We start from the raw sequence: 12,485 nt of genomic DNA on the forward strand, positions 1-12,485 counted from the left end.
AAGTGGTTAAAGCCAAGTCTGACCCAGATCTTTGGCAATCCACGTAAGCGTTTCGGGAAGCACCGCCATCATTAAGATCAGAGTATGGCCACACTGGTGTTATACCCGACCAGAGGGCAGGCGGCTCATCGCCACATAGCAGTTGAGAAAATTGAAAGCACTATCTTATTGGGGGAGAGGTTGGCTTCAACAAAAGGACCCCAATCATAGTGAGCCCAATATATCGTCACTTAGATGACTTCGAGGTATACCCATATCCCCAGTTCGCTTGAATGGGACTGGTGGGGCTCACGGAATAATGCTATCAGTGTCCAGCAGACTCTAGATGCCTGTTTCATCTGCGTTGTGTTCGGTTCGGACAGCTTTCTCTGTCATCTGAGCAAGGTACACGGCGGATTTCAGACTTAGACTCGGCTCCGCACGCCTGAGTTCACGGATAAACACAACTTGATCCTTGCTGGGGTTTATTCCCCTGGAAGTGGCGATGCTTTGGGCCCATTCCACTGCCGCAGTCATGGGGTGTTCGTAGTCGGCAAATATCTTTGTGACTTCAACCCTCGGATTCTTGTCATTCGTCAAGCTCATGGCTATTCCTCTCAAAATTCCTGGTGCTCATTGTTGGCCGCTGAAGTTCTGATCACTTTTAGAATCCAGCCGCGAGAGTCGTCGTCACAGAAGCCGCCGATACCTCAACGCTTTCATGAATCGCCTATGACTCACTTTCATAACAACTATATAACAACATCATGGAATCACTAATCGCACGTTTTGTGTCGTCAAACTCTGATGTCGCGGCCTTGGCCGCTCTCAACTCCCAACGCCTTCTGGCTCTATCCGTCAGTATGTTGCATATTTCGAACCTACTGATCTGGGCGTAGCGTGTTGCTCCCTGGCCGGTCAGCAAACTGCTGGTATGGTGTCGACTCAGTCATCTGGCCACGCATATGGGGTGGAGTGCATGTTGGATGCCAGCCACCACGCCCAAGGCATGTTGTTCCGGTCCATGAAGGCCTTCATTTTGGTATGAATTTGCTTGCCGTCGCTAAAACTGAGGCGATTGTCTTGCCTTTTTTTGCGAGGAAACCACCTGCTACCAACATGCTTCCGCCGATGGTGGACATGCTCTTCTTCACATGATCCGCACGGTCTTTTCTTTTGGCCAAACAGCGGGCGCAGAAGATGCTATCCGGGTTATCCAAGAAAGTGTGGCATCCACGGGAGTTGCATACGGTCATCAGTTTTGAGCCGCATTTCGGACAGTAATCGAAGTCTTTTTTATATTTCAAGTTCTCTTTGTAAGAGTCGCATTCCTGGTTGGTGCAGCCTCTAACGCTCTTCATGGCTCTCATCCTTTTTATCAGTTATCTTTAGGTACAAGTGCTTTTCGGGCAACGCTAGGGATTTGCTTAGTTTGGATACGTCAAGTTGGAGTGCGGCCCGAGATCGCCAAATTCCCTGTTCTGTTCCTGTATCGGAGCGATCGCATTCCGCTAGAAGGCCCGCATTGTCTCCTACAGTCGTTTTGATAAAGTGCGAATATGTTTCCAGGGCTTTCACCATGGCCTTGGGTTCTCCCTGTTCGCAAAAAATGGCTGCTCTGGCAATTGACGCCTCGTGTATGGCAGGAAAGCAACCGTTGATGCTCTCCATTCTTTCATCGATGAGTTTTGTACGTTTGCCTTTTTCATGTTCGTAGTCGCCATTTGCGAGATATTTTACGTCAGACTCCATCTTCAGCTCGAGCTGGGCCTCTGCGTCCGATAGAGCGCGCAAAGCCTGAGATATAAGCAGCTTTCTAAGAGTGTCGTCGTCAACTTCACGGGCCTGCAGATAAAGGCGCATGCCGCTCTGTAGGAGGCCGAGCCTGTCGTTCTGTTGCCCCTCGAGTACTTCCTGCACGCGCACATCAATGACTGCAATCTGGCGGGCGATGTCTTCAAGTTGACCTTGAATTGCCCTGAGTTGTATTGCGTTCGCCGCTTGAACGGGATCAATTCCCTCGCTGAAATCCTCGCGCTTGATGGGTAATTTCTTTCCATATCGCCCGTTGGTATCCAAAAGTTGGGCAAAGGTGTTGCCTGCTCTATCGGTGGTTAGCTTGATGTCACCATTAGCGATGGCATCGAGGGTATTTTTTGGAGCATCTACCACCAAACGCAAATCGCTATTCATGGCTTTATGAGCCAAGGCGAATTCGGAGGATTCACGTTCCAGTGCATGAACGATGTCTTTGATGGCGGTATTGCCCTTAGTGATGCCATTCTTTATTCCGTTCCGGAAAAATGCCAAGGGCGAGTCCGGATCGTCGCTGAACTCAGATTCTTCAGGCTTCAACCAAACCCCCTATCGAAAGACATGCAGGCTGTGCGCTAATAGCTGACGATAATTCATTACATTATAACCGTCCATTGCTCAAAGGCGCTTAAAGCAATTGCTTTGTTTGGGAGTAGTCAAAGTCTGAAACAAATATCAACGAATGGTGCGGCACAGTATTTGCAACATCCCAACCTAACGTCATCCACACGGCCGTCCTCATCAGCACTAGCCTTAGGCAAGGAAAGTGATGTATATCAGACTCTTGGTATTTCACAATAGCTGGGTCAGAATTTTGCCTCACCAAACTTAAACTTCCTTGCGCACACCTGGCTTCAATGGTGTACTGCTCTGGCACATAGTTTTAGCGTTTATAGGTCCTTGGCATGAACCATCAGGTAGTCCCAGGCACGGGTGGGGAGAAGGGCATGAAGTGCGACCAAAGGTTTGGCGCCGAAGCCCAGAAGGTAGCGTGGACGGGGATGGCGTACCGTCGAGGCACGAACGATGGCCCTGGCGATAACCGATGGCTGGGTCAAAAGTGTGCTGGAGTAAAGCTTGCGCAGTCCGTTAGTGGCTCGGGATCCTGACTCTTGATATGCGCTTTTGCGGGTGACTGACTGAAGATGGTCGGCGGCGATTGCGCCCCAGTTGGTGGCGATGGCTCCTGGCTCGATCAGGACCACGTCGATGCCGAAGGGTCGCATTTCCATACGCAGTGCGTCGCTGAAGGCTTCAAGGGCGTACTTGGTGGCGTGGTACCAGGCACCCATATAGGTAACCATCCGGCCTGCCATGGAAGAGGTGTTGACGATCCGGCCGCGTCTGGCCCGGCGCATGGCGGGCAGTACCAGCTGGGTCAGGCGGGCAAGGCCGAAGAGGTTGACCTCGAATTGTCGGCGGACCTCATCAATGGAGACCTGCTCGACCGGGCCATAGGAGCCATAGCCGGCGTTGTTGACCAGCAAATCAACCCGCCTCTCCTTCTGCAGGATTCGTGCGACGGCCTTCTCGATGGAGGCGGAATCGGTCAGGTCCATCCGCACGGCTGTCACCCCTTTGTCGCCCAGCGGCTTCAGTCGTTCGACACGTCGTCCTGCTGCATACACCCGGTATCCATGCTCGGCGAGCATCCGAGCGGTTTCATACCCTATGCCGCTGGTGGCTCCAGTGACCAGCGCCACTCGATTGGTCATTTCCTCACCCCTTTTTGACAGACATCCAAGAATTCTGTCTCTTGCCTGTCTTTGAGGCAAAAGTATATGACGGCGATCTCAATGCAAAGGCCTGTACAGTCAGACAAGGCCACTTTTATGATCGAGTTTGGTAGTACGACACAGCTTTGACATGACTCTTTACCCGATTCGTTTGAGCTGACCATAGCTTGCCGACCATAGCGAAGAGATGAGCTCAGCATACAACCGATAAATGCTTCGGGATGTAATGGGTTGGAATGAGATGAGAGTTTGTGTGGGGAGGGGGCTATCTCAATGTGCTGGTAAAGATTCGCGGTCTGCGATTTGCCAGCCTGGTGAATGGGTGAGCCGAGGAAGCCTACCAGGGAACCTGAAGATTAATCTGGCCTGGTACCATGTCACCTGCTATAAAAATGTGTTTTGGATACCTGTCGCGTCCGCAAAATGGAAGTGCCTGGTCAAATAATGGTCGCGTTTATCGGATTGCCGCAACTTCGCTGTACGCTTACTATCAATGCTGATTGTAGACACCGCAGGAGGTTTCGGCATGCAGGGCACACGATTTACCTATTGGTGGCACGGATTCGATCTGTGACGCCGCGTGCCTTGTAGGAACGGTTGCATGGATCGGAACTCACCGGCCCTGCAGTCGTCGACAGCATTTCCCGTGCATCGTCACCGCATAGTCGGTAGGGCAGCACCAGCGACAATGGTTGTAGTAACGGCATGGGAAAGGACAAGCCAATGACATTGGCGGATCATATGAATGCCAGGGTCAAAGCTCTGGCGCCGAGCGACATTCTCGAATTCAACAAGGAGATCGCCGGAATAGACGGCATCGTGAAGTTGACCCTGGGGGAGCCGGACTTCTTCACCCCCGAGCACGTCAAGCAGGCGGGCATCCAGGCCATCCAGGACAACCACAGTCATTACACCGAAAGCCGCGGCATGCCCAGTCTGCGCAAGGCGGCGGCCGGCTATCTACACGCCAAGTATGGACTGGACTACGACCCTGACACGCAGATGGTGATTACGGCCGGGGCCACCGGGGGCATCTTCTCGGGCCTTACCGCCATGATCAACCCGGGCGACACGGTCATCCTGCCCACGCCCATCTTCCCGCTCTACATCCCCATCGCCCAGCTGAGCGGCGCCAAAACCGTCTTCGTCGACACATCCGATGACGGCTTCATTCTCAGGCCGGACAAGCTGGAGTCCGCCATAGAAAACAGCGATGGGCCGGTCAAGGCTCTGGTGCTCAACTATCCGACCAACCCCACTGGGGTGACCTATGCCCGTGAGGATCTGGAGGCCCTGGCCCAGGTGGCCCGCAAGCATGGATTCTTCGTGCTCAGCGATGAGATCTACGCCGAGCTGACCTACCAGGGCGACCATGTGTCCATGGGCACCATCCTGCCCGAGCAGACAGTCGTTCTTGGCGGGGTTTCCAAGTCCCATGCCATGACTGGATGGCGGGTCGGTATCGCGGCTGGTCCCGCCGACGTGATTGATCAGATCAGCAAGGTCAACGAGTTCACTGTTACCTCGGTGACCACCAACACCCAATATGCGGCCCAGGAGGCTCTGACCAAGGGCATGAATGACACGGATCCGATGCGCGAGGCCTACCGCAAGCGGCGGGACTATCTGGTCAAGGCCCTGCCCGAGGTCGGTCTGGATGTCATCGATCCCAAGGGCGCCTTCTATATCTTCGCCCGGTTGCCCGAGGGTATGCGCGACAGCTGGAGCTTCGTCTACGACCTGGCTCGAAAGGCCAAGGTGGCGGTAATCCCCGGAGCAAGCTTCGGGCCTGGGGGAGAAGGCTACGTCCGCATCTCCTATGCTGCCTCCATGGATGATCTGCATACCGCCGTGGAGCGGATCGGCGACTATATGCGCGCTCAAAATCGCGGCTGATCCCTCCGGCGATTCACTCGGCAATCATCACAACCATCATCTAGCAACAATCAACGAGGACAGTTACCAAGGACTAGAAAATGACCAGCATTCTCATGTATTCAGTACGCCCCGACGAGCAGGAGGCCATTCAGGCCTGGGCGCAAGCCAATGACATTCAGGTGGACACCACCGACCACGATCTGGGGATGAAAACCGTGGACATGATCAAGGGATACGACGGAATCGTCATCCAGCAGCATGCGGCCCTGCCTGAGCCCGAGCTCTACCAGCGGCTCAAGGAGTATGGTCTCAAGCAACTGACCCTGCGAATCACCGGGTATGACATCGTCAACCTGCAAGCCGCTCGAGAGAACGGGCTGGTCGTCACCAATGTGCCTGCCTACTCACCCCGGTCGGTCTCCGAACTGGTTCTGGCCCAGGTCATGCGTCTGGTCCGGCATCTGGGGGAGGCCAGCGCTCGCGAGGCCAAGGACGACTATACCTGGGATGGGCTTCAGGCCCACGAGATCCACAACCTGACCGTGGGGATCATCGGAGCCGGCAAGATCGGATCGGCCGTGGCCAGGATCTTCCGGGCGCTGGGCTCCACCGTCCTCGCCAACGATCCGGTCCACCGCCCCGAGCTGGCAGACACCCTGGATTACGTGGATCTGCCCACACTTTTGAAGCGGGCCGACATCGTCACCGTTCATACGCCGCTGGACGAGACCACACACCATCTGATCAACGCGCAGGCCCTGGAAGCCATGAAGCCCTCGGCCTTCCTGATCAACGCCGCCCGAGGCCCCATTGTGGACACCCCGGCCCTGATTGAGGCCCTGCAGACCAAGTCCATCGCTGGTGCCGCCATCGACTCCATCGAGGGTGAGGCAGGCATCTTCGAAAAGGATCTGAGCGGAACCAAGGTCGATAACCAGGCCCTGGAGACTCTCAAGGCCATGCCCAATGTGGAGGTCTCGCCCCACATCGGCTTCTACACCGATGCCGCCGTGAACGCCATGGTCAACATCTCCCTGAACGATGTGAAGACCATCCTGGAGGGCGGCAGCAGCGAGCATCAGGTTGACTGACGCTATTGTTCCTGCGACCCGGACCGGGTGCCGACCTGCTCAGGCAGGATTGTGAGCAAAGGTGATGGTGCCCTGGTCCGGGTCCATGCTTGCCACGATGGCCAGGGACTTGAGGTTATAGCCCTCTTTGCGCAGGGTGCGGCCGCCCTCCTGGAAGCCCTTCTCCACGGCGATGCCGATGCCCTCGATGATGACCTTGGCGTCGTGGCAGATGTCGATCAGACCATGCAGGGCGTTGCCCTTGGCCAGGAAGTCGTCAAGAATCAGCACGTGTTCGCCCTCCTTGAGGAAGCGCTTGGCCACGATGACGGGGTACTCACGCTGCTTGGTGAAGGAGTAGATGCGGGCCGTGTACTGGTCGCCGTCAAGGTTGATGGACTGGGTCTTCTTGGCGAAGACCACCGGCACGTCGCCGAAGTGGCGGGCGGCCAGGCAGGCGATGCCGATGCCGGATGCCTCGATGGTCAGAATCTTGTCGATCCGGTGTCCAGCGAACAAGCGGGCCCATTCAGCGCCCATGTGGTCGAAGAGCCGCACGTCGCACTGATGGTTGAGGAAGGCGTCCACCTTGAGTACATTGCCAGGCTTGACCGTGCCCTGGCGGCGGATTCGCTCCTCAAGTTCCTGCATGTCATCGTCCTTGTCGTCATGAAAGCGGGACCCCTGTGGTCCCGACGGATAGAAACCAAGATAACCCGGTTCTGCGACTGTGGTCCGGTTGCACGGATCCGCCAGGTTTCACCTCCAGCGCATTGGAGCGTCTTCCTGGCGTGTCAGTCCGTCAATCCGCGGATTCAAGGCCCTGACTGTTACAGTGAAAATTGACCGCAATGGTCACGCATCGTCACGATGCGTTAAAGGACCTAAGGAGGACCATATGGGGATTCTGGATGATGCAAAGGATGCCATGAAGTCTGCCGGCGAGAAGATTTCCGACGTCGCTGGCGATGTAAAGGATACGGTTATGGACAAGGCATCCGATGCCAAGGACGCCGTTGCCGATAAGCTGGGCGACGCCAAGGACGCTGCCCAGGACAAGATGGGCGACGCCAAGGACGCCGCCTCCGACAAGATGGACCAGGCCAAGGCCGATGTCAAGGTCGGCAAGGCCAAGGCTGAGCAGGGCGCCACCGAGGCTGTCAACAACGCCAAGGACCAAATGCGCAACTGACTGGGTCATCTCGACTTCCCCGACCTGCCCCGTCCGCTTTCCCTATCTAAAGCGGACGGGGTCTTTTATGTCTGCCGGTATGTCTGCGGCTAACCCTTGAGCCAAGGTCGATGACACCGCTTTGTGGTAGAAATAGTTGTTTGCCGGGTGTGCGCCATCCGGCCTGTGACGGTGACCGAGACCAGATGGCAAGAGGTGGCTTGTGAACGAGGAACCGGACTTGATCCAGCGCAGCGCCAAGGAGCTGCTCAAGGGTCTCAACGATCGTCAGGCCGAGGCAGTGCAATACCAGGGGCCGGCCCTGCTGATCGGGGCAGGCGCAGGCTCAGGCAAGACCAGGGTGCTGACCCGCAGAATCGCCTGGATCCTCAGCCAGTTCGGCGCCTGGCCCAGCCAGATCCTGGCCATCACATTCACCAACAAGGCGGCATCCGAGATGCGCGAACGTCTGCGCAGGCTGATCGGGCCCGTAGCCGACCGCATGTGGGTGTCCACTTTCCACTCGGCCTGTGTGCGTATTCTCAGGCGGGACGGCAAAGAGATAGGCCTGCGGTCGGGCTTCACCATCTATGACACAGCCGATTCCGAGCGCTTGATCAAGCTGATCGGCAAGGATCTCAACATCGACTTGAAGCGCTACACCCCCAGAAACATTCTGAGCCACATATCCGACTACAAGAACAACCTGCAGGATTGGCGCAGACAGTTGCAGGAGTACGCCCCCGACTACCGGCCAGGGCAGCGCGGCCAGCAGATCACCGCCCGCTTCGGCAACGAGGAGGAGCTCTACTCCGTGATCTACGCCGAGTACGAGCATCGGCTTGCTCAGGCCAACGCCGTCGACTTCGACGATCTGATCGTACGCACGGTCCAGTTGCTTCAGCAGTCCCCGATGGTGGCGCAGTATTACCACCATCGCTTCCGCTACGTGCTGGTGGACGAGTACCAGGACACCAACCATGCCCAGTATGTGCTCATGCGCGAGCTGGCCGGCGCCGATGCCGACAAGCAGGATTCCGCCTGGATTACGGTGGTGGGGGATTCCGACCAGTCGATCTATGCCTTCCGAGGGGCTGACATCAGCAACATCAGGGACTTCGAGAAGGACTTTCCCGGAGCACGGACCATCCTCCTGGAGCAGAACTACCGTTCCACCCAGACCATTCTGGATGCGGCCAATGCCATCATCGTCAAGAACGAGGGCCGCAAGCCCAAGAAACTCTGGACTGCCCTGGGCAAGGGGGAGCCCATCGTGGGCTATGCAGCCGACAACGCCCAGCAGGAGGCCGCCTGGATTGCCACCGAGATCGCCCGGTTGCGCAGCGAGGAGGGCATTCCCTACTCCGACATGGCCATCATGTACCGGGCCAACGCCCAGTCCCGCGCCCTGGAGGAGGGGCTGATTAATGCCGGCCTGCCTTATCAGCTGGTGGGCGGGACCCGCTTCTACGAGCGCAAGGAGATCAAGGACGCCCTGGCCTACCTGCATGCCATCGCCAACCCCCAGGACGATGTGAACATGCGGCGGATACTCAACGTGCCCAAGCGGGGCCTGGCTGCACGTGCCGAGGCGGCGGCGACCTCCTATGCGGATCTGCATCAGGTCTCCTTCTGGGAGGGGGTGCAGCATATCGAGGAGGTGCCCGGGGCCTCCACGCTGATGGTCAAGCGGATGAAGGCCTTCAGGGATCTGATTGCCTCCCTGATCGACTTTGCCGCAGAGCACGATACCAAGCCGTCTCAGATCGTTGAGAAGGTGCTGGAGGAGTCCGGAATGCTGGACGAGCTTCGAAAGTCGGTCGATCCGCAGGATGCCTCCCGGTTGGAGAACCTTGGCCAGCTGCAGTCCGTGGCCGCCGAGTTCGAGCAGAAGACCCCCGACGCTACGCTGGCCGGTTTCCTGGAGACCACGGCACTGGTCGCCGACTCGGACCAGCTGCCTGGTCTGGGCGACGACTCGGGCAAGGTAACGTTGATGACCCTGCACACGGCCAAGGGTCTGGAGTATCCGGTGGTCTTCCTGACCGGCATGGAGCAGGGGACCTTCCCTCATTCCCGCTGCCTTGAGGATGCCGATGAGATGCAAGAGGAACGTCGACTGGCCTATGTGGGCGTAACCCGTGCCAAGAGGCGTCTCTACCTGACCCGGGCGGCCGTCCGCTCCCAGTGGGGGCAGGTCAATGAGATGCTGCCCAGCCAATTCCTGGATGACATCCCTGACGGTCTGATCGACTGGAAGCGTCGGCAGGCCGGCAACGAGCGGATGCGCGCAGGCTGGGACCTGGGTGACGACGAGGACGAATTCGGCGGCTTCGAGGATGAAAGCGACGGCCGTGCATTCGGTCATCATTCATTCGGTGGGTTCGGCTCTTCCCGCAATGGGTACGGGCGCTCGCGGACTCCTTCGCAGCGCTCGTTCGGATCATCCGGGTATGGCTCTCGCGGTTCCTCCTCAAGAAATGGAAGGGTCACGACCAGACGCAGCACAACAAGCTCATCGTCAACCTCACACGCTGGCAGGGCCTCAGCCCAACCAAAATCGAATGGCCTGTCCATTCAGGACTTCTCCCTGGGTGACAGGGTGGCCCACGACCAGTATGGCCTGGGCAAGGTGGTCGACATTCAGGATAAGGGGCACAACTCGGTTCTGACAGTGGACTTCGGCTCCGAGGGGACCAAGAGGCTGATGCTGCGCTTGGCTCCGATTGAAAAGCTCTGAACGGACGAGACTCCAAAAGCTGTATGCTCACGACTCTTGCGAGGACAGCCATTCCACAGCGAGCTGGGTCCGGTTGGCCAGGTTGGTCTTGGCCAGGATGGCTGAGATGTGATTGCGGACGGTGCCCTCACTGAGATAGAGCCGCTTGGCAATAGCCTGGTTGTCGAGGCCGTCGGCCACCAGGGCGACGATTTCACGCTCACGGTCGGTCAGTGTTTGGAAGCGCCGGGTAACAGGTTCTGCTGGGTCTTTTCGTGTCTGCTCCTCCTGCTTGCCAAGTGAGAGATTAGCCACTGCTTCAGCGCCAAGAACCGTCTGCCCTGCCATCACGGCTTGGAGGGCCGGCACCACAGAAGCCACGTCCTGCTTGATTACATAGCCCTTGGCACCCAAGGCCAAGGCACGGGAAATATACTCCTTATCTGCAAAGGTGGTCAGAAAGAGTACACGGGCGGTCGAATCCATGGCGATGATGCGCTCCGCCGCCTCCAGGCCGTCCATACCAGGCATCTGCACGTCAAGCAGCAGTATGTCAGGCCTGCCACCAGCGGCCTGAAAACAATCTAGGGTTGACTGGCCGTCATTGGCTGTCCAGAGCACGTCTGCAGCGCCGGTTGCGGTCAGAATCGTTGACAGGGACGAGCAGACGATTGGATCGTCATCAGCGATAGCGACTTTCATGCCATAACCTTCTTATCCTCTACATGCTCAGTTGCACTCTGGCTGAACCAGGGTTCCTTGGGCAAGGATACGAAAACCTTCCATCCTTGTCGGTTGGGGCCGCTGTTGGCTGTGCCTCCCAAGGCTCTGGCCCTGGCTTCCATATCAGCCAGCCCCATGCCGCGCTGGAGCCCTGGCTCTTTAATGGGCGAGCTGTCAGGCTGCGAGTCCTGAATTCCACCATCATCCTGCACCGCCATCTGCCAGAAGGCTGGTAGATCGCGCAGAATGACCTGTGCCGACCTTGCTGAAGAATGGCGGACCGTATTGGTAAGGGCCTCGCGAACAATGGTGGCCAGGCAACGACACACTGGTGCAGGCGCTGTCTCGATGCCGTTGTTCAGATCGACCTTCAGCCGCCCCATAGAAGCCTCGGAGCTGGCATCCTCCATCTGGGATGCGAAGTCGGTGCCCTCATCCTCCAAGTCATGCACCGAACGGCGGATTGTGGTCATGGCCTCATTCAGGGTCTTGCCGACATCATCCAGTATCCGCTCGGTGCTCTGATCGCCCTTGCTCTGCGCAACCACCCGGCCAGCCTGGACTTGCATGATGGCTCGGGTGAGCAGGTGGCCCACATTGTCATGAATATCCCGGGCGATCCGGGTCCGCTCGGATAAGTGCGCCATCCGGGTCGCCTGGGCCCGCTCCTCGTCCAGGTCGCTGATGCGGCCGTGCAGTTGGCGGATCCTGTAGCGCTCGGTGTCTTCGATCTGCCATACACGCCCCTTGGCTACGGCCAAGTGCGCGCACGTCAGTCCGCCGCCTTGCGCCAGTGCTGATGTCAACAAAGTTAACAGGGCATAGCGTTGGGTGAGGCCTGTGAACAGGATGAGGTCGGCCATGGCAGGTATCAGCCAAAGGAATGCCGGAAGCAAGGCCGAGAGTAGCCTGGGCCAGGCCAGTCCAGAATCCTTGGCCTGGGAGTCTTTCAGGCTGGCTGATCTGGTAGCCGGGACCATGCTTCCGAGCCCGACTCCCGCCTCGAAGGCCAGGGCCGGCAAGAAGAAAAGCCAATCTGGTATCAACGTTGCCAGAAGCGAAACCAGAGCACCGCCCCAGATGGAACCTGGCGCTGGCAGCAGCCATTCACAAAGGGCTCCTGCGGCTATTGAGGCCAGAAGCCCGGCGATCAGGGTTCCTGAAACCCCTGAACCAGACCATGATCCGCATAAGGTCCCCAGACTAAGCAGGACCAGCCAGCCAGCTATCCTGCCCATGAATGTCTCCTCGCCCGTTGCCCTGTTGTCTCAAATAGTAATTGGCGGGCTACCCCTTCCTGCGCCTATCCGCATGCGGGAGCACCCATGACAAATGTCATAAGTTGTGGTTTGAGCATCCACAACATTGATGACGGCTGTCACGGTGTTGGGCCA

Annotated in this window: 11 protein-coding genes; 4 read left to right on the plus strand and 7 right to left on the minus strand. The window is 57.6% G+C overall.

Annotated elements, in window-relative coordinates; translation table 11 throughout:
* Window positions 1-321 precede the first annotated feature (321 nt).
* From H3T89_RS01805 to H3T89_RS01820, 4 genes are all read right to left on the minus strand, one after another.
* Window positions 322-585, minus strand: a complete 264-nt coding sequence (locus H3T89_RS01805) for a hypothetical protein (RefSeq protein WP_198216054.1) — start codon at window positions 583-585, stop codon at window positions 322-324.
* Window positions 586-1,013: 428 nt separating this feature from the next.
* A complete protein-coding gene (locus tag H3T89_RS01810; protein ID WP_198216055.1) occupies window positions 1,014-1,340 on the minus strand; it encodes a hypothetical protein in 327 nt (108 codons plus the stop codon).
* Window positions 1,327-2,334, minus strand: a complete 1,008-nt coding sequence (locus H3T89_RS01815) for a hypothetical protein (protein WP_198216056.1) — start codon at window positions 2,332-2,334, stop codon at window positions 1,327-1,329. The genes H3T89_RS01810 and H3T89_RS01815 overlap by 14 nt, the downstream gene beginning before the upstream one ends.
* Before the next feature lie 350 nt (window positions 2,335-2,684).
* Window positions 2,685-3,509, minus strand: coding sequence for an oxidoreductase (locus tag H3T89_RS01820; RefSeq protein ID WP_198216057.1), 825 nt, complete (start codon window positions 3,507-3,509; stop codon window positions 2,685-2,687).
* A gap of 744 nt (window positions 3,510-4,253) precedes the next feature.
* Between H3T89_RS01820 and H3T89_RS01825 the strand changes: the two genes are divergently transcribed.
* Both H3T89_RS01825 and H3T89_RS01830 read left to right on the plus strand, forming a co-directional pair.
* Complete coding sequence (locus tag H3T89_RS01825; RefSeq protein WP_198216058.1) at window positions 4,254-5,426, plus strand: aminotransferase class I/II-fold pyridoxal phosphate-dependent enzyme; 1,173 nt, start codon at window positions 4,254-4,256, stop codon at window positions 5,424-5,426.
* Between the two features lie 80 nt (window positions 5,427-5,506).
* Window positions 5,507-6,499: a D-2-hydroxyacid dehydrogenase gene (locus H3T89_RS01830; protein ID WP_198216059.1), complete on the plus strand. Its 993-nt coding sequence runs from the start codon at window positions 5,507-5,509 to the stop codon at window positions 6,497-6,499.
* A 39-nt stretch (window positions 6,500-6,538) separates the two neighbouring features.
* Here the strand turns inward: H3T89_RS01830 and H3T89_RS01835 are convergent, their stop codons facing one another.
* Entirely contained in the window at window positions 6,539-7,129 is a 591-nt protein-coding gene (locus H3T89_RS01835; protein WP_198216060.1) for a xanthine phosphoribosyltransferase, read from the minus strand.
* A 247-nt stretch (window positions 7,130-7,376) separates the two neighbouring features.
* Between H3T89_RS01835 and H3T89_RS01840 the strand changes: the two genes are divergently transcribed.
* On the plus strand, window positions 7,377-7,670 hold the full coding sequence (locus H3T89_RS01840; RefSeq protein WP_029678544.1) for a hypothetical protein: 294 nt from the start codon (window positions 7,377-7,379) through the stop codon (window positions 7,668-7,670).
* 202 nt (window positions 7,671-7,872) lie between these two features.
* Window positions 7,873-10,389 (plus strand): UvrD-helicase domain-containing protein, encoded by a 2,517-nt coding sequence (locus H3T89_RS01845; RefSeq protein WP_198216061.1) that lies wholly within the window; start codon window positions 7,873-7,875, stop codon window positions 10,387-10,389.
* A gap of 27 nt (window positions 10,390-10,416) precedes the next feature.
* On the opposite strand, the gene H3T89_RS01850 is transcribed toward H3T89_RS01845, so the two are convergent.
* Window positions 10,417-11,070 (minus strand): response regulator transcription factor, encoded by a 654-nt coding sequence (locus H3T89_RS01850; protein ID WP_198204222.1) that lies wholly within the window; start codon window positions 11,068-11,070, stop codon window positions 10,417-10,419.
* Window positions 11,067-12,329 carry a sensor histidine kinase gene (locus H3T89_RS01855; protein ID WP_198216062.1) on the minus strand — a complete coding sequence of 421 codons (1,263 nt, stop codon included), beginning with the start codon at window positions 12,327-12,329 and terminating at the stop codon, window positions 11,067-11,069. Before H3T89_RS01855 ends, H3T89_RS01850 begins: the two co-directional genes overlap by 4 nt.
* Window positions 12,330-12,485: the final 156 nt, after the last annotated feature.

The sequence above is a fragment of the Bifidobacterium sp. W8114 genome (assembly GCF_016101165.1).
In the GTDB taxonomy this organism is placed as follows: domain Bacteria; phylum Actinomycetota; class Actinomycetes; order Actinomycetales; family Bifidobacteriaceae; genus Bombiscardovia; species Bombiscardovia asteroides.